The sequence below is a fragment of the Massilia sp. 9096 genome (genome assembly GCF_000745265.1).
In the GTDB taxonomy this organism is placed as follows: Bacteria; Pseudomonadota; Gammaproteobacteria; order Burkholderiales; family Burkholderiaceae_D; genus Telluria.
Map to the genome: position 1 here is coordinate 761,766 of NZ_JQNN01000001.1, position 16,333 is coordinate 778,098.

21 protein-coding genes are annotated in these 16,333 nt (G+C 67.8%); 10 read left to right on the plus strand and 11 right to left on the minus strand.

Translation table 11 applies throughout. From position 1 onward, the window contains the following. Positions 1 to 113: 113 nt before the first annotated feature. Positions 114 to 1,262 (plus strand): HAF repeat-containing protein, encoded by a 1,149-nt coding sequence (locus tag FA90_RS03320; RefSeq protein WP_051971365.1) that lies wholly within the window; start codon positions 114 to 116, stop codon positions 1,260 to 1,262. Between the two features lie 61 nt (positions 1,263 to 1,323). Here the strand turns inward: FA90_RS03320 and FA90_RS03325 are convergent, their stop codons facing one another. The 3 genes from FA90_RS03325 to FA90_RS03335 all read right to left on the minus strand — a co-directional run bounded on the left by FA90_RS03325 (position 1,324) and on the right by FA90_RS03335 (position 3,848). Further along, on the minus strand, positions 1,324 to 1,758 hold the full coding sequence (locus FA90_RS03325; protein WP_156116565.1) for a hypothetical protein: 435 nt from the start codon (positions 1,756 to 1,758) through the stop codon (positions 1,324 to 1,326). A gap of 144 nt (positions 1,759 to 1,902) precedes the next feature. Then, positions 1,903 to 2,622, minus strand: coding sequence for a M23 family metallopeptidase (locus FA90_RS03330; RefSeq protein ID WP_239700519.1), 720 nt, complete (start codon positions 2,620 to 2,622; stop codon positions 1,903 to 1,905). A 71-nt stretch (positions 2,623 to 2,693) separates the two neighbouring features. After that, positions 2,694 to 3,848: a L,D-transpeptidase gene (locus tag FA90_RS03335; protein ID WP_239700520.1), complete on the minus strand. Its 1,155-nt coding sequence runs from the start codon at positions 3,846 to 3,848 to the stop codon at positions 2,694 to 2,696. Positions 3,849 to 3,953: 105 nt separating this feature from the next. Here FA90_RS03335 and FA90_RS03340 point away from each other — a divergent pair, with 105 nt between their 5' ends. Beyond that, on the plus strand, positions 3,954 to 4,253 hold the full coding sequence (locus FA90_RS03340; protein WP_036165906.1) for a 2Fe-2S iron-sulfur cluster-binding protein: 300 nt from the start codon (positions 3,954 to 3,956) through the stop codon (positions 4,251 to 4,253). A 20-nt stretch (positions 4,254 to 4,273) separates the two neighbouring features. Here the strand turns inward: FA90_RS03340 and FA90_RS03345 are convergent, their stop codons facing one another. Next, positions 4,274 to 5,203 (minus strand): alpha/beta hydrolase, encoded by a 930-nt coding sequence (locus FA90_RS03345; protein WP_036165908.1) that lies wholly within the window; start codon positions 5,201 to 5,203, stop codon positions 4,274 to 4,276. A 152-nt stretch (positions 5,204 to 5,355) separates the two neighbouring features. Between FA90_RS03345 and FA90_RS03350 the strand changes: the two genes are divergently transcribed. Both FA90_RS03350 and FA90_RS26165 read left to right on the plus strand, forming a co-directional pair. Next, the gene (locus tag FA90_RS03350) at positions 5,356 to 5,538 is read left to right on the plus strand and encodes a hypothetical protein (protein ID WP_036165910.1); all 183 of its coding nucleotides are present in this window, start codon (positions 5,356 to 5,358) and stop codon (positions 5,536 to 5,538) included. A 63-nt stretch (positions 5,539 to 5,601) separates the two neighbouring features. After that, a complete protein-coding gene (locus tag FA90_RS26165; protein ID WP_156116566.1) occupies positions 5,602 to 5,748 on the plus strand; it encodes a hypothetical protein in 147 nt (48 codons plus the stop codon). Positions 5,749 to 5,818: 70 nt separating this feature from the next. Here FA90_RS26165 and FA90_RS03355 read toward each other — a convergent pair whose 3' ends face one another. After that, positions 5,819 to 6,013 (minus strand): hypothetical protein, encoded by a 195-nt coding sequence (locus FA90_RS03355; protein WP_036165912.1) that lies wholly within the window; start codon positions 6,011 to 6,013, stop codon positions 5,819 to 5,821. A 215-nt stretch (positions 6,014 to 6,228) separates the two neighbouring features. Here FA90_RS03355 and FA90_RS26865 point away from each other — a divergent pair, with 215 nt between their 5' ends. Together FA90_RS26865 and FA90_RS03365 are read left to right on the plus strand one after the other, a co-directional pair. Continuing rightward, positions 6,229 to 6,381, plus strand: coding sequence for a hypothetical protein (locus tag FA90_RS26865; RefSeq protein ID WP_197065236.1), 153 nt, complete (start codon positions 6,229 to 6,231; stop codon positions 6,379 to 6,381). Positions 6,382 to 6,449: 68 nt separating this feature from the next. Beyond that, a complete protein-coding gene (locus FA90_RS03365) occupies positions 6,450 to 6,821 on the plus strand; it encodes a hypothetical protein (RefSeq protein WP_036165918.1) in 372 nt (123 codons plus the stop codon). 62 nt (positions 6,822 to 6,883) lie between these two features. Here FA90_RS03365 and FA90_RS03370 read toward each other — a convergent pair whose 3' ends face one another. The 3 genes from FA90_RS03370 to FA90_RS03380 all read right to left on the minus strand — a co-directional run bounded on the left by FA90_RS03370 (position 6,884) and on the right by FA90_RS03380 (position 10,170). Continuing rightward, positions 6,884 to 7,081, minus strand: coding sequence for a hypothetical protein (locus tag FA90_RS03370; protein WP_036165921.1), 198 nt, complete (start codon positions 7,079 to 7,081; stop codon positions 6,884 to 6,886). A 149-nt stretch (positions 7,082 to 7,230) separates the two neighbouring features. After that, positions 7,231 to 9,243, minus strand: coding sequence for a bifunctional diguanylate cyclase/phosphodiesterase (locus FA90_RS03375; RefSeq protein WP_081933610.1), 2,013 nt, complete (start codon positions 9,241 to 9,243; stop codon positions 7,231 to 7,233). Positions 9,244 to 9,360: 117 nt separating this feature from the next. After that, positions 9,361 to 10,170, minus strand: a complete 810-nt coding sequence (locus FA90_RS03380) for a fused MFS/spermidine synthase (protein WP_156116567.1) — start codon at positions 10,168 to 10,170, stop codon at positions 9,361 to 9,363. Between the two features lie 75 nt (positions 10,171 to 10,245). Here FA90_RS03380 and FA90_RS03385 point away from each other — a divergent pair, with 75 nt between their 5' ends. Beyond that, positions 10,246 to 11,541, plus strand: a complete 1,296-nt coding sequence (locus tag FA90_RS03385; RefSeq protein ID WP_081933611.1) for a diguanylate cyclase — start codon at positions 10,246 to 10,248, stop codon at positions 11,539 to 11,541. A gap of 25 nt (positions 11,542 to 11,566) precedes the next feature. Here FA90_RS03385 and FA90_RS03390 read toward each other — a convergent pair whose 3' ends face one another. Further along, on the minus strand, positions 11,567 to 11,869 hold the full coding sequence (locus FA90_RS03390) for a PAAR domain-containing protein (RefSeq protein WP_036165924.1): 303 nt from the start codon (positions 11,867 to 11,869) through the stop codon (positions 11,567 to 11,569). 212 nt (positions 11,870 to 12,081) lie between these two features. Between FA90_RS03390 and FA90_RS26170 the strand changes: the two genes are divergently transcribed. Next, positions 12,082 to 12,660: a hypothetical protein gene (locus FA90_RS26170; protein WP_051971366.1), complete on the plus strand. Its 579-nt coding sequence runs from the start codon at positions 12,082 to 12,084 to the stop codon at positions 12,658 to 12,660. An 18-nt stretch (positions 12,661 to 12,678) separates the two neighbouring features. On the opposite strand, the gene FA90_RS03400 is transcribed toward FA90_RS26170, so the two are convergent. Continuing rightward, the gene (locus FA90_RS03400; RefSeq protein ID WP_051971367.1) at positions 12,679 to 13,002 is read right to left on the minus strand and encodes a hypothetical protein; all 324 of its coding nucleotides are present in this window, start codon (positions 13,000 to 13,002) and stop codon (positions 12,679 to 12,681) included. Positions 13,003 to 13,221: 219 nt separating this feature from the next. Next, a complete protein-coding gene (locus FA90_RS03405; protein ID WP_036165930.1) occupies positions 13,222 to 13,869 on the minus strand; it encodes an ABC transporter ATP-binding protein in 648 nt (215 codons plus the stop codon). 204 nt (positions 13,870 to 14,073) lie between these two features. On the opposite strand from FA90_RS03405, the gene egtD reads away from it, so the two are divergent. Continuing rightward, the gene (egtD, locus tag FA90_RS03410; RefSeq protein WP_051971368.1) at positions 14,074 to 15,042 is read left to right on the plus strand and encodes an L-histidine N(alpha)-methyltransferase; all 969 of its coding nucleotides are present in this window, start codon (positions 14,074 to 14,076) and stop codon (positions 15,040 to 15,042) included. A gap of 14 nt (positions 15,043 to 15,056) precedes the next feature. After that, complete coding sequence (gene egtB / locus FA90_RS03415) at positions 15,057 to 16,274, plus strand: ergothioneine biosynthesis protein EgtB (protein ID WP_036165934.1); 1,218 nt, start codon at positions 15,057 to 15,059, stop codon at positions 16,272 to 16,274. The last annotated feature ends 59 nt before the right edge of the window (positions 16,275 to 16,333 follow it).

A 16,333-nucleotide genomic window follows, 5' to 3' on the forward strand; every position in this document is an offset into this window, starting at 1 on the left:
TTTTTGTGCGTCATCAACTGTTGCAGGTTGCCGGAAATTAACAGGCAGCTATCTATCTTGCATCTGGTTTAATGCTAGAATTTTATTCTTTCGAATTCAGCCGACCCCCCATCATGCCCCGCAAGATCTCTTTGTCCTGTCTCCTGCTTGCCGTTCTCGGCGCCGTTTCGAACGGCGCCAGCGCCGCGCCGACCGATACGATCAGCCCGGTCGGTCTGCTGAGCAGTCCCTACGTCGTGGACGTGACGGGTTCGCTGAACAACAGCGGTCAGATTGCCGGTTATGCTTACGATAACAACCAGTTGGCCAGGGCATACGTTTACAGCAACGGTACGCGGACAAACCTGGACCCGGCGGGTGCGCTCGCCAGCCGAGCCAATGGCATCAACGACGCCGGCACGGTCGTCGGGACGGTGACGCAGCGCGATGGCAGCGACCACGCCACGGTCTTCAACGGCAACGGCAACGGCGCCGCGACCGATCTCGGTACCCTGGGCGGATCGAGCAGCTATGCGAACGGCATCAACAATGCGGGCACGGTGGTCGGCACCGCCTACCTGTCGGCCGACTCGACCTTCCATGCCTTCATGACGCAGGGCGGCAAACTGGTCGACATCGGCACCCTGGTGGGCGCGGGTGGATACAGCGAGGCGCTTGCGATCAATGGCCAGGGCCTGGCCGTCGGCTATTCGCTGGCGGCCAATGGCGGCCAGCACGCGTTTTCGTATGCGAACGGCACGATGATCGACCTCGGTACCTTGGGCGGCGCCAACAGCCAGGCCTATGCCGTGAACGGCAGCGGTACGGTCGCCGGTGTCGCTTACCTGGCCGGCGATGCGCTGGCGCACGCCTTCGTGTACGCGAACGGTGCGATGACCGACCTCGGGACGATGGGCGCGACCCTGAGCTTCGCCTACGACATCGACGATGCCGGGGACGTGGTCGGTGGCCTGGAGACCTATGACCCGGACGGTAGCGTGGTCAAGCAGGCTTTCCTGTACGGCGGCGGCCAGATGACCGACCTGAACAGCCTGATCGATCCGGCTGCCGGCTGGAATTTGCAGTGGGCCAGCGCGATCAACGACAAGGGCCAGATCGAGGCGCGCGGCTGCCAGGCGGACGGCAGCTGCCAGGACCTGCTGCTGACGCGTGTGGACAGTGCGCATCCGGCGTCGAACGTGCCGGAGCCGGAAGCGTTCAGCGCCGGCATCGCAGGGCTGGCGCTGTTTGGCCTGCTGCGGCGCCGTCGCGGCGCGCGCTGATCGGCAGGGCCACCGGCAAGGCGCCGGTCGGCCGGGCGCTCAGACGCGGCGCCGGCTGCGCTTACTGGACGGCAGGCGCGTTCAGCACGGTGCGGCACATGCGCGCCGCATGAAAGCCGATGCAGGCGGCATTCGTCCAGAAAAAGACGTAGGGCAGGGCGGCGATGGCCATGCCGGCTTTGCCAAGGCAGAACGACAGCATGATCGTGAGCGCGCCTGAAAAGGACGCGAGCGCGAAGGCGGTCCCATGGCGCGCGGCCGTTTCCGACGTGCCGGCGCCGAAGCCGATCACCAGGGCGATCGCGAGACAGGTGGCGATGAGGGCGGGCGACGTGCTGCCCGAAAAGCTGTGGACCATGCGGGCGAGGGCAACGACGGTCACCACGTAGCCGCCCAGGAAAACGGCAAGTTGACGTAATTTCATTGGAAAATCAGGCAGGTGATGGCATCGGGCGATCAGGACGTACGCCGATGCGGGAGTGCTGCAAGTATACATGCACTCAGGAAATCCTGCCGAACAACGATGTTTCCCCGTGGCATCTTAGACACGCGCGCAGCGTGTCGGTGCCGCTGGCAGAGCTAGTTCAGGCTGGCCCGGGCAGGCGCCGGCGCATCGAATCATGCCGGCGCGGCCCCTTGGTCAGGGTTTGAGCAGCGGATACGGATCCACCGGCGTGCCCTGCCACCACTGCTTCTGGGGCGTCAGCTCGAACACTGCGAAATGCAGATGCGGCGCCTTGGCGTCGGCATTGCCGGTCGAACCGACGTAGCCGATCAGGTCGCCCTTGTGCAGCATCTGGCCTTCCTGCACGCCGTCGGCGTAGCGGTCGAGGTGGGCGTAGTAATAGGCGTATTTTTCGCTCGGGTCGAACTGGTACAGCGTCAGGCCGCCCGGTTTGCTGGTAAAGAGTTTAACCAGCTTGCCGTCGGCGGCGGCGAACACCTTGGCGCCGCGCGGGGCCATGATGTCGAGCGCTTCGTGGCGGCGCTCGCCGTTGCGGGCATTGCCGCGCGACTGGTCGAACGTGTCGCTGACCTGGGCGATGTCGACGCCTTCGACCGGCATCGTCAGCTTGCCCTCGGGAAGAGCGGGCGCGGCGGCTGCGTTCGCGCCGGCGTCGCTCGCGGTATCGCCGATCGCCGGGCGCAGCGGCAAATCGAGCTCGGTGAGGTCGGGCATGACGTGTGGCGCGGGCGGCAGCTTGCCGTCCAGCGTCGGGCCGGGCGCCGGCGCCGGCAGCGAGCCGGTGCGGACGTCGCCGTTTGAGGCGGGTTCAGCCGGCATCTGGTGCAGCAAGGCAAACAGGCCGCCGGCGCCGACCAGCACGCCGATGACGAAGCTCAGAATTACCCGCATCATGCTCTCCTTTTGATCTTGTTGTCAGAACCAGCTGCTCTCACGCGCGCGCGTGAGGCCTATCGCTGTCAGGGTCACTCCTGCAGCACCACATCCGTCCCTGCATGCACCAGCCCGGCCACCTCGGCGGCGCTCCAGTTGGTCAGGCGGATGCAGCCGTGCGATTCGCTCTTGCCCACCAGGCCCGGAACCGGCGTGCCGTGGATGCCGTAGTGCGGCTTGGACAGGTCCATCCAGGCCACGCCGACCGGATTGTTCGGCCCGGCCGGCACCGTGGCCGACTTGTCGCCCGGCTGGGCGTCCCAGAACAGCTTGGGGTTGTAGTGGTAGACCGGGTTGCGCGCCACGCCGGTGATCTTCCAGTCTCCGATCGGCAGCGGGTCGTGCTCGCTGCCGGTCGAGGCCGGGTACTGGGCCAGCAGCTTGCCGGCCGCGTCCTGCAGCATCAGGATGCGCGCGTCTTTCGAGACCACGACGCGCGCCGCCGGCGCCAGCGCCGGCGTGCCGACCACGTTCGGCACGCGGATCTGCTCGCCGGCGCGCGCCAGGTTCTTGCCCGGGTTGAGCTGCTTGATCAGCGCCGGGCTGGCGTGGAATTTTTCGCCCAGGCCTTCTTCCGGCGTGGCGTAGCCGAGCGCGGGCAGCTTGGCCTTTTCCATCATGTCATCCGGGATCGGGCGGAATGGCCCGGCCACGTCGGCGTCCGCCAGCGTGTAGTCGAGCAGCGTCGGCGTCGTGTCCGCGTTGAGCGCGGTCCAGGTGGCGTCGTCGAGCTTGCCGCTGGGCGGCAGGTCGTGCGTTTTCTGGAAGCCGGCCAGGGCCTGGCGCATGTTCGAGCCGTAGGCGCCGTCGATTTCGCCGGGCGAGAAGTGAAAGCGGTCGAGCAGCACCTGGGCGCGCAGCAGGCGTTCGGTTTCCGCGGCGCTGGGCGCATTGGCGTCCGTGCCGGCGGTGGCCGCGCCCGCGTCGGCGACGCCGTTCGGCGGCAACTGCGCCGCATGCTGGGCGCCGGCCGGGACCTGGACCGGATGCTGGGCCGGCGCGGCCATGGCTTGCGGCGCCGGGGCGTTGTCGATGCGCGGTTGGGCGGACGCCGCCTGGGCGGCCGGTGCGGTTTGCACCGCCGGAGCAGGCTTGGCAGCCTGGGTCGGACGCGCGAGCGCGGGAAGGGCGGCAATGGCGGTCGCCAGGGCGATCGACAGGGATAGGGGTCGGGTGTGGATATGCATACCTGCTCGCTTTTGAATCCTAACGATTGGAAACTTCAGCGTAGAACTGCGCAGGGATAGGGTCTGTGCGGAAACGAACTCATGCCGCCCGGGTACAATGGGCGCATGTCTTCGACCACGATCACGCTGGAGCCGTCCGGCTGGACCTTCGACGCCCCGGAAGGCGCGACGCTGCTGCAGGCGGCGGAGCAGGCCGGCATCGAGCTGCCGAGCTCCTGCCGCAACGGCATCTGCCGCGCCTGCATCTGCCGCCTGCGCCAGGGCAGCGTGCGCTACCTGGTCGAATGGCCCGGTCTCTCGGTCGACGAGAAACGCGAGGGCTATGTTCTGCCTTGCGTCGCGGTGGCGCAAGGCGATGCGACGCTCGAGCAGCGCCTGGCCAGGCGCATCGTGCTTCCCGACTGAGGCGGCCTTATCGCGTCTTGTTACTGCGCCTTGTGGGCGGGCTTTTCGACCTGCAGCGCTTGTTCGATCTGCTCGAGCACCAGCGGCCAGGACGGCGAGCTCGGCGCGACTTCGTCGTAGTGGCTGGCGCCGGGCAGGATCACCACCTCGGCCTCGTCGCCCGCGGCGCGTGCTCTAGCCGCGAAATCGTGGGCCACGCGCGGCGGCGAAATCGTGTCGAGCTCGCCGGTGATCAAGACCGTGCGGCCGCCGTTGGGCATCAGGTCGCCGGCGTTGGTGTCGGAAAACACGTCCGGGCGCGCCTTGCTGGCGACGCCGGTCAGGTCGACGATGTCGCGCTCGCAGCTCGACTTGATGACGTCCTTTTCGCGCCGCAGGTCGGCCAGGCCGCCCAGGCTGATCACCTGGCGCACCGGCACCGTCCCGGCGCGGTACAAAGGACTGGACGCGGGGATGCGCGATCGCGCGCCCAGCCATTGCACCAATTGGCCGCCGGCCGAGTGACCGACGGCGACCAGGCGAGCGAGGTCGAGCGGATAGCTGCGCGCGGTCTGGCCGAGGGTGGCCATCGCCGCGTTCATGTCCTGGTAGGTGCCGGGATAGCCGCCGCCGGCCTCGTCGACGCGGCGGTATTCCACATTCCACGATGCGATCCCGCGCGCCGCCAGCGCGCCGGCCATGCTGCGCAGCTGGGTGATGCCACCGAACTCCTTCGTCCAGCAGCCGCCGTGCACCAGCACCGCGACCGGGAACGGCCCCTGGCCGGACGGCAGGAACAGTTCGGCGTACTGCGACGGCGCCGTGCCGTAGGCAAACTTTGCAGTGGGCGCCGGGCCGTTCAAGGCCATGTAGTCGGCCAGCTTCATCGGGGTGGCGCCGTGCGAGGCGCCGGAGTGGGCGGCGCCGGCGCATCCGGCGGCAAGGATCAGGGGAAGCAGGCGGGGCGACATGGGCGGATTGGGTAGAAGGGCGGGTTGACAAAGCGTCACTATAGCAAACGCCTGCCCGGGCGCACGATTGAACGCTTCGCCGGTTCATCCGTGCTAGGCTGAATGAAAGCGCTATCGCTTAATCATGAAGCTATTTGCCAAGGAGAATTGCTATGACTCAATCGAAATCGACCGGTACCCAGAACAAGCAATCGGACAATCTTTCCGAAGACGAGCTGGCCAAGAAGCGCGCCGGCGTCAACGTCGACAAGAGCAGCCACAATGCCAAGGCCACGGTCAAGGCCGGCACCAACCATGGCGCCGGCGGCGGCGCGAAGCAGAAGGAAGGCAAGTAAGTCCGAAGCGATGACGGCCGCGGCTGGACGCCGCGCCGTCATCGCCTTTCAGGAGGATAACGCATGAGCATGGAACAGAAAGCGCACAGCACGCCCGACCCCGATCTGCCGCCGTCTCAGCCGAGCCCGGATCCCGACGACGTGCCCGCGCCCGCGCGCGCGCCGGTCGAGGAGCCGGATTTTCCCGAGCCTCCGGTCAAGGCGGCGTGAAGGCCTGGGTGGGTGCAAAACGAAAACCCCGGCGCTTGCCGGGGTCTCGGTCATGCCAGGAACCGCCCCGTCAGGGCTTGGCGCCGCCTTCGGATTGCTGGCTGCCCGGCTGACCTTCCTGCAGGTTGCCGACCGGCGGGATTTCCTTGATCATCTGGTCGGTTTCCTGCTGGCCCGGCGAGCGCTCGCCGCTGCCGACGTCGGCTTCGTGCTGCATGCCGGCGCCGTTCGAGGCCGTATCGGGTTTGGTGTTTGAGGTAGGCATCGTGTTCTCCTTGCTGGTAAGTTTGAGACAATCCTAACAGCGAGCTTTTGCGCCCGGCGCGCAATAGGCGCCCGGCACCGGCTGCACCATGCAGGCGATCTGGTTGCTAGTTGGACACATTCGATGCTTGTGTACGACACCGCACATAAGTAAATTGGAAACTTTTTTTATAATGCCATATGGCCACGACGGCCAACGACCTTGGAGAGAACAGCATGAGCACCACCTTGTACAACAAGATCCCCCTCGGCCGCAATGCGCTGCTGGACTCGCGCCGCATGCAGGCAGCGTTGGCGCTGGGCGTGCTGGCGGGCGCCGGCCTGGTCTGGGTGGCGGTACGTGCATTCAGGGAAGCGCCGGCAAGGTAAACGTCGCATGACTTGCCGGACCGGGGCCACGGCTTTACCATGGCGGACTTTGTGTCTGGAAACTGGTAATGAAGAATGAAAAACTGACGGGCGACGAGTACGATGCCCTAGAGTGGATTCGCCGCGGCGCCAAGAACGACCGCGTCAACGCCTGCGTCGGCCGCAATGCCAAGCGCCTGTCCGGCCTCAAGCTGGTGCAATATGCGCGCAACGGCAGCCTGTCGCTGACCGACAAAGGCCAGGAAGTGCTGTTCCTGCGCCGCTGCGTGATCGCGCTGCGCGCGCTGGACGCCGACCCGGCCGCCCAGCTTGACGACGACGTCGCCCAATTCCTGAGCCGCAAATCCCATATCGCCGCACGCGCCGAGGGTGGTTTCGAACTGACCGCGCGCGGACGCGAATCCCTGGCCGACATCAGCGCGCAAGAACCGCAGCGCTGATCGAACTCAATCGACGAAAACCCAGGCCTGCGCCGGTGAGCCGGCGCGGGCCGCTGCGCGCGTCAGCCGTTACGGCGGCGGTCCGGGTAGACCAGCGTGCGTACGGCGATCTCGGCCGGCACGTTCATCGCGGCCAGGAATTCGGCGGCGCGCTGCAGGCCGAGGGTTGGAATCGAGGCGACGGCCTGGTTGACCAGGTCACGCGTACGCATGTCGGTACGCGGCTTACGCACGATCTGGGTGGCGAACTGCATGTTCATGTCATTCCTTATGTTTGGACGGTAACTAATTATTGCCAAAGGCTGTTTCCGGCAATTGTATGGGAACGATATATTTTAGGCTACAAGAAATTGTAGTTTGAAAAGGCGAACCAATAATTACCATCAGGCAAGGTTGACACAACACAAGATCAGGCGGCCGCCGCTTGCGGCTCGTCTTCCTGGGAGGCCAGGGTGCGCTGCTGGCGCAGCAATTGCTCGAACTCGTGCACCGGCAGCGGCCGACTGAAGTAATACCCCTGCATTTCGTCGCAGCCCTGGTGGCGCAGGTAGTCGAGCTGCTCGGCGGTTTCCACGCCTTCCGCGATCACCGACAGCCGCAGGTTGTGCGCCAGCGCGATGATCGACGCCACGATCGCGGCGTCGTTGGCGTCGTGCTGGAGGTCGTTGACGAACGAGCGGTCGATCTTCAGCACGTCGATCGGGAAACGCGACAGGTAGGAAAAGCTCGAGTAGCCGGTGCCGAAGTCGTCGATGGAAAGCTGGATCCCCAGCGACTTCATCCGGTGCAGCAGTTCGACCGCCGGTGTGACGTCGCTCATGAACAGGCTTTCGGTCAGCTCCAGCTCCAGGCAGGCCGGATCGAGGCCGGTGTCGCGCAGCACCCGCTCGATGCCGGGCACCAGGTCGGCGGCGCCGAACTGGCGTGCCGATAAATTGACCGCCACCCGCAGTGGCCCCAGGCCAGCGTCCTGCCAGGCCTTGTTCTGGGCGGCCGCGGTGCGCATCACCCAGGCGCCGATCGGGACGATCAAGCCGGTTTCCTCGGCGATGCCGATGAAGCGCGCGGGCGGCACCATGCCCAGTTCCGGGTGCTTCCAGCGGATCAGCGCTTCCATGCCGACGATGCGCCCGCTCTTGAGGTCGACCTGCGGCTGGTAGTGCAGCACGAATTCGTTGCGTTCCAGCGCATTGCGCAGCGCGCTTTCGATGCGCACGCGTTCCTGCGATTCCTCGTTCATCGCCGGCGTATAGAACTGGAAGTTGTTGCGGCCCAGCTTCTTGGCGCGGTACATGGCGATGTCGGCGTGCTCGATCAGGCTGTCGGCGGGCGTGCCGTCGCTCGGGTAGGCGGCCACGCCGATGCTGCAGGTGACGAAGAATTCCTTGGCGCCGAGCATGACCGGCTGCGCCACCGAATCCATCACGCGCTGCACGATCTCGGTCGTGAGCGGCTGGTCGGCGTGCCCGGACAGGATCGCCACGAATTCGTCGCCGGACAAGCGCGCCACGGTGTCGCTGTCGCGCAGGCTCGCGCGCAGGCGCGCCGCCACCGTCATCAGGAGCACGTCGCCGGCCTTGTGGCCCATGCTGTCGTTGACGAACTTGAAGCGGTCCAGGTCGATCAGCATCACCCACACCGGGTGGCCGCTGCGGCCGGCGTAGGCCACGGCCTGGCACAGGCGGTCCTGCAGCAGCGAGCGGTTCGGCAGGCCGGTCAGCGCGTCGTGCTGGGCGACGTGGTGCACGCGCTGCTCGGTCATCTTGCGCGCGGTGATGTCGCTGCCGGTGCCGCGGTAGCCGGCGAAGACGCCGTCCTCGGCGAAGGTCGGCTCGCCGTTGACGCAAAACCAGCGCTCGTCGCCGGCATCATCCACGATGCGGTACTCGAAGTTCTTGAACGGCTGGTGCGCGTCCAGCGCCGCCTTGTGCGCGCGCCCGGCCTCGCTGTCGAGCAGGTTCGGTACGATTTCCCAGCGCGTCTGGCCGATGAAACGGGCCATGCCGACACCGGCTTTTTCCGTGAAGTCGCCGGTCATGACGGTGAAGCGCAATGCCGCGTCCTGCTCCCAGTACCAGTCGGACGACATCGCGACCAGCTGGCGGAAGCGCTGCTCGCTCTCCTGCAGCGCCTTTTCGGTGCGCCGGCGCGCGATGACGTCGTCGATCAGTTTCTGGTTGCTGTGTTTGAGGTCGGCCGTGCGCTCGCGCACCAGTTCCAGCACCTTGCGCGCGCGTGCGCCGGCGGCTTGCACGAAGGCCGTCAACAGCAGCGTCGACACGGCGCCGCCGGCCAGCAGCGCCTGCCGGTCCAGCTCGAGCCGCTCGACCGACGCCGCCAGCACGGCGGTCGCAGCCAGGCCGCCGCCGAGGGTGAGGGCGGCGGCCAGCGTGAGCGAAAACGGCGAACGGCGGCGAGGCATCGGGTCTGTATTAATGTTCAATAAAGCTTGCGTGAGGGCATGATCTGACGCGCCAGTGTGTCATGAAGCCGTGCTTTCCGCAAACAATTCGCCCGCGTGCAGGGGTCCGAACCGGCGTTACTGTGGCCGCGTGAATACAGATCGCGCCGCGATCCAGGCCAGCACCGCGCGCACAGCAAGAGCGTCGAGGGGGCCGAGGCCCAGGCCGGGCCGGCGCGCCAGCAGGCGCTGCAGGCGCGACGCGCGCCCGTCCGCCGGCGGCGACTTCAAGGCGTAGACGATGCGGTTGTTGCCGGCTGCCTTGCCGATCCAGCAAGTGCGGCCGTCGAACACGCGCGCCAGGTCTTCCAGCACGCCACGGTAGCGCGGATCGTAAGTGAACACGTTGGCGACCAGCACCCCGCCGTCGCGCAGCACGCGCCGGCAGTCGTGATAAAAGCCCGGATTGGCCAGCGCCTCGGGCAAGCCGTCCTCGTCGAAGCCGTCCAGCAGCAGTACGTCGGCCAGCTGAGGCATGCGCGCCAGCCAGTGCGCGGCATCGGCGTGCACGACCTGGAAGCGCCCGTCGTCGGGCGGCACCCGGAACTGGTCGCGCAGGGCGATCACGTCGGCGCGCAGTTCGAGCACGGTGATGCGCGCGCGCGGAAAATGGCGATGGCAGAATTTGGCGAGCGAGCCGCCGCCCAGGCCGACCATCACGATGTGGCGCGGGTCGGGCGCGAACAGCGCAAAGCACATCATCGCGCGCGTGTACGCGAGCGCCAGCGCGTGCGGGCGCGAAAGCAGCATTTCCGCCTGGATGTCGCCGGGGGCGAATTCGAGCGTGCGCCGGTTGCCGCGCGTGCGCACCAGCGGCGCGGCAGGGCGGCTCGAAACGGAAAGTGGGCCGGATGGTGCGGCGGGCGGCGCGGGTCGGCGGCTGGGCATGGCGGCAGTCTACCCGAAACGGGCAGCCGGCCCGGCGTCTTGTTGGCGGCGATGAGTTTCTGATAAGCTGGCTCCATGGACTCGACCACGATGGTAGTGGCGCTGGCGCTGGGCAACCTGGCCCTGTGCGCCGTGCTTTTTTTCTTTGAACAGGCGGACGGTCGCCCGGCGGCGCTGTCGGCCTGGGGCTGGTCGCGCCAGATGCAGGCGGCCGGCTGGCTGCTGCTGGCGATCGGCGTGGCGGGCGTGGTGCCCGAATGGCTGGCGCTGCCGGCCGCCTACGGCCTGGTGTTCGCCGGCGTCGCCTGGGAAGCCGGAGCGCAATGGGAACGCGCCGGCTTCGGGCGCTGGCGCCGCGTCGTCGCGCCGCTGCTGGGCGTGGCCATCCTGGTGTTCCTGCTGTGCTACCTGGCCGATCCGGTCGGGCTCGGGATGCGCGCGCTGGCGACGTCCCTGATCCTCGGTGTTTCCTATCTGGCCGCCAGCGTCGCGCTGGCGCGCGGCTGGAGCGAGGCATCGATGCTGCGCCGCTTCCTGGCGGTGGCGACCGGCTGGCTGGCCTTCCTGGTCGGCGCACGCGGCGCGCTGGTGATGCTGTCGCCGGCCGGCTGGGGCTGGATGAGCAACGACATGCTGCGCCAGCTGCACAGCGGCGCCTTGTATCTGTTGATGCTGGTGGGCGGCTTCGGCTGGCTGCTGCTGGGACGCGAACGCCTGCAGGGCGAGCTGGCGCGCGCCGAAGTGCTCGATCCGATCTCGAACGTGCCCAACCGGCGCGGCTTCTTCCAGCTGCTGGCGCCGTGGATGGCGCTGGCGCGCCGACCCGGCCCGCCGACTGCGCTGGTGCTGTTCGACCTCGACAGCTTCAAGCGCATCAACGACGGCTACGGCCACGCGGCCGGCGATGCCGTGCTGCTCGATCTGCTCGACGCCTGCAAGCGCCAGTTGCGCGACAGCGACCAGCTGGGCCGCCTGGTCGGTGTCGAATTCGCGATCCTGCTGCCGCGCACCAGCCTGCAGGATGCCGCCCTGGTCGCCGAACGCATGCGCGCCGCGATCGAGGACCGGCGCGTCAAGACCGAGCGTGCGCTGATCGCGCTGACGGCCAGCTTCGGCGTCACGACCCTGCGCGCCGACGACAGCACCGTGACGCTGCTGGCGCGCGCCGAGGACGCGCTGCGTGCGGCCAAGGCGCTGGGACGCAACCGCGTCGAGCTGGCGCCGCCGCCGGCTGCGCCGGACGCCTCGGACGCCGACCAGCCCGACGAGGTCGGGGCAAGCGGCGCGGGCAGCGGCGCCGGTGGGCAGACGCTGGTCCACGCCGAAGCGCTGGCCGCGCAGGGCGATGCGGCCGACCGGCGCGCGCGCTGAGCCGCCAGACCGCCGCGCTGCAGCCTCAAACCAGCTCGTCGCTGACCCATTGGCGATAGCGTTCCTGGTTGGCCACCAGGCGCGGCGCCGGGCTGCACCGGCACAGGCACAAATCGTCCTCGAGCGCCGGGCGGCGGCCGTCTTCGCTGGCCTTCAGGCGCGGGCCGTCGCAGGCGATCCTGCCCTGGGCGTGACAGTTGGGACAATCGACCAGGTCGCCCTCGAGCGCGCGCGGGACGCCGTCCAGCGACACGCTGGAACTGGCCGTGGCGACCTTGCCGCCGGCATCGGTGCCGGCGCCCAGGGTGATGTAGCAGCGTTTGTGCATGGCGCCTCCATTCGCGCAAAAGGCCAATTTATCGGTGGAGGCCGTCAGAGTTTTGTGCTGGCGCAAACGCGAACCGAAGGCGGCGACAACCGTGCGTCAGCGCGGCCTTCGAGCAGGTGAGCGGCGTGTTCATCGCGCAGCAACAGTGCGCGGCTTCCGGGCGTCGAGCGAACCGACTATACTGTTTGGTTTGTTTCACGATGGAGTCACCCATGGCGAGAACCAGCGCCGCCAAAGCAGCACCGGCACAAGCCGCGGCCAAGCCGGCCGCACAACGCAGCACCCCGGCCAAGACCACCACGGCCAAGGCCACGGCTGCAAAGCCGGCCGCCAAGCCGGCCGCCGGCAAGGCCGCCCGCGCTGGCGTCTCGAGCGCCGCCAAGCCGGCCGCCAAGACCGCCGCCAAAGCCGCCGGCAAGGCCGCGGCCAAGCCGGCTGCCCCCGCCGCGCCGCGCGCCAAGGCGGCTGCGAAGACCGTTGCAGCCGCGCCGGTCAAGACCGCCAAGCAGGCCGCCACCCAGCTCGGCCGGCGCGCGCGCGAGGAAGCGCGCATGGAAGCGGCCGGCGCGCCGCGCCCGATGCTGGTGCGCGACAGCTTCACCATGCCCGAGCAGGAATACGCGGTGCTGGGCGCGGTCAAGCAGGCCTGCCTGCAGGCCGGCTTCGAGGTCAAGAAGAGCGAGCTGCTGCGCATCGGCGTGGCCTTGCTCGGCCAGCTCGACATCACGGCGCTGCGCACGGTGCTGGGCAGCCTGCCCCAGCTCAAGACCGGCCGTCCGCCCGGCGAATGAGCCGGTCTGCCTGCGCCGTCAGTGGTGGGTGCGCGGCGTGCTGCGCACCGCCGGCGCCACGCGCGCTTCGGCGGTCAGCTCCTTCAGCTCGCGGATCGAGATGTTCGATTTCTCGTGCATGCGCAGCAGGATCGTGGCGCCGACGTTCAGCTTGCGGTGCCGGATCTTGCTGATGATGGGCGGCTGGACTTCGAGGACGCGGCAGAGCTCCGCATCGTTTTTCAGCTGCATGCGTTGGATCAAAGTATCAAGCAGTTTGTTCGGGACAAACGCCGATGGCTCCATTGCCCGGGCGCGGTGCATGGCCTCGAGCAACTCCTGTTTTTTCTGCCGTACGCTCATGAATTTTCTCCGTATTGGATGAACATTCAAGACAGGCCGACTGTTTTGGAGAAGAAGCCCGACAATGATCTTTTAGGATCTCGACGTCCTGTCGAAAACCTTTGTGCGCCGGGTTTGTTGGAATGCTACTACGGTCTCGACGAATTTGACGCACTGTTCATGATTAAAACTGCATAACGTGCATCTTTCTTCTTGGAATGTGCGGCTTTCTTCGCGGAACTAGGCCGGTTTCAGTCCGGCGCGGGTCAGCAGCAGGGTATGGTCGGCGAGCGCGGCGGCGGCATGCGAATGGGTCACCATGATGGCGCCGGCGCCGCTGGCCTTGATCTCGGCGCGCAGCAGGTGCAGGATGCTGTCGGCGGTTTCCGGGTCGAGGTTCCCGGTCGGTTCGTCGGCCAGCAGCAGGGCCGGGCGATGCACCAGCGCGCGCGCGATCGCCACGCGCTGCAGCTCGCCGCCGGACAGCTGGCGCGGGAAGTCGCGGCCGCGCCCGGCCAGGCCGACCGCGTCCAGCATCGCCCCGGCGCGTCCATCGTCGGCGGCGCCGTTCAGCAGCAGCGGCAGCGCCACGTTCTGCGCCAGCGTCAGGTGCGGCAGCGCGTGGAAGGCCTGGAAGATGAAGCCCATGCGCGTGCGCCGCAAGCGCGTGGCGGCTTCGTCGTCGAGGGCGGACATCGGCGTGCCGTCTACCACGACCTGGCCGGAATCGGGGGTGTCCAGGCCTGCGATCAGATTGAGCAGGGTCGACTTGCCGACGCCCGATTCGCCCATGATGGCGACGAACTCGCCGGGCTGGAAGCGGTGCGACAGGCTGGCCAGCACGGTGCGGCCGCCATAGGACTTGCTGAGATTGACGAGTTCGAGCATACCGCTACTCTAGCATGCGCCTGCCGCCGCGGCCGCGCTCATGAGGGCGGGGCAAAGCCGGGGCGGCCCGGGGCCTGCGCCTTGGCCGGGCCAGGTACGGTTGGGCCGACGATGCGCGCCGCCAGGCAAATCGCGTATCATGATGGAAACAGCAACATTGCCGGCTTCGCTGCATACCGCGGCGCGGCGCCAACAAGGACCACGATGCTGAACCAGACTTCGACCGACGCGCCGTTCGACCCCGCGGCCTTGCACGTACCCGCCGAACTCGACGCGAGCCTGCGCGAGCGCCAGGCCTGGATCTCGCCCAAGTTCCTGTACGACCCGCTCGGCTCGCGCCTGTTCGAGGCGATCTGCGAACTGCCCGAATACTACCCGACCCGCACCGAGGCGGCGATCTTCGACCTGCATGGCGCCGAGATCGCGCGTACCGTCGGCAGCGGCTGCACCCTGATCGACCTGGGCGCCGGCAATTGCGCCAAGGCGGCCAGCCTGTTCCCGCTGCTGCGCCCGCGCCAGTACGTGCCGGTCGACATCTCGGCCGAATTCCTGATTGACGCCGTGGCCCGCCTGCAGCAGCGCTTCCGCGAGATCGAGATGCGTCCGGTCGGCATGGACTTTTCGCGCGACGGCTGGGACTTGCCGGACTTCGTGCGCGAAGAGCGCCGCCTGTTCTTCTATCCCGGCTCGTCGATCGGCAATTTCACGCCCGAGGAAGCGCGCGAATTCCTGCAACGCGTGCGCGCACGCTGCGGCCGCGATGGCGGCCTGCTGATCGGCGTCGACCTGGCCAAGGACCACGCCGTGCTCGACGCCGCCTACGACGATGCGCTGGGCGTGACGGCCGCTTTCAACCTGAACGTGCTGAACCACGTCAACCGCCTGCTCGGCGCCGACTTCGACATCCGCCAGTGGCGCCACCGCGGGTTCTACAACGCCGCCCAGGGCCGCATCGAAATGCACCTGGAAGCCAGGTCGGCGCAGACGGTATCGTGGCACGGCGCCAGCCGCCGCTTCGAGGCCGGCGAGCGCATCCACACCGAGAACAGCTACAAGTACCGCGTCGACAACGCCGTGCGCCTGCTGGAAGAAGCGGGCTTCGCCGCAACGCGCGTCTGGACCGATCCGCGCGAGTGGTTCGCCGTGGTCCATGCGCGCGCGGTGGCGCATTGAGCGAGGCAAGCACGATGACCACCCGCTCCATCGCCGCCATGTTCGAACAGGTGCGCCAGCGTTCGCTGCACCTGGCCGAACCGCTCTCGCCGGAAGACTGTTGCGCCCAGTCGATGCCCGACGCCAGTCCCGTCAAATGGCACCTGGCGCACACCACCTGGTTTTTCGAGACCTTCATCCTGGAAGCGCGCGAAGCGGCATTCAAACCCTTCCACCCGGCGTTCCGGATCTTGTTCAATTCCTACTACAACGGCGTCGGCGACAAGCACCCGCGCCCGCGCCGCGGCCTGCTCACGCGCCCGGCGCTGTCCGAGGTGCTGGCCTACCGCCACGACGTCGACCGCCGCATGGGCGCGCTGCTGGCGGCACGGCCCGATGACGCCGAACTGGCCGCGCTGGTCGAACTCGGCCTGCAGCACGAGCAGCAGCACCAGGAACTGATCCTCACGGACCTCAAGCATCTGCTGGCGCAGAACCCGCTGGCCCCGGCCTACCTCGACGCGCCGCTCGAGGCCGCTGGCGCGCCCGGCACGCTGGGCTGGATCGACTACCCCGGCGACCTGGCCGAGATCGGCCATGCCGGGCGCGGCTTCGCGTTCGACAACGAAGCGCCGCGCCACCGGGTCTACCTGCAGCCCTTCGCGCTGGCCTCGCGCCTGGTCACGAATGGCGAGTACCTCGAATTCATCGCAGCCGGCGGCTACCGCGACCCCTCGCTGTGGCTGTCCGAGGGCTGGGACCGGGTCGCCTCCGGCGAGCTGGCCCATCCGCTGTACTGGCGCGAGGACGACGGCGTCTGGCGGGAATTCACGCTGCACGGCCTGCAAGCGCTCGACCCGGCGCGGCCGGTCACCCACGTCTCGATGTACGAAGCCGACGCCTACGCGCGCTGGCGCGGCGCGCGCCTGCCGCTGGAGGCCGAATGGGAATTCGCGGCGCGCGACCTGGAGGTAACGTCGGGTCACCTGCACCCGGGAGCAGCCGACGGTTCGGGCTTGACCCAGATGTTCGGCGAATGCTGGCAATGGACCGGGAGCAGCTACTCGCCGTATCCGGGCTTCCAGCCGGCCGCCGGCGCGCTCGGCGAGTACAACGGCAAGTTCATGGTCAACCAGTACGTGCTGCGCGGTTCCTCGTGCGCGACCCCGCACGGGCACGCCCGCGCGAGCTACCGCAATTTCTTCCCGGCCAGCGCGCGCTGGCAATTTACCGGGATCAGGCTGGCCCGATGAAGACGCGGGAGCACGCACCGAGCAAGCCGATGAGCAGCCTGCGCCTGCGCATCCTGAAC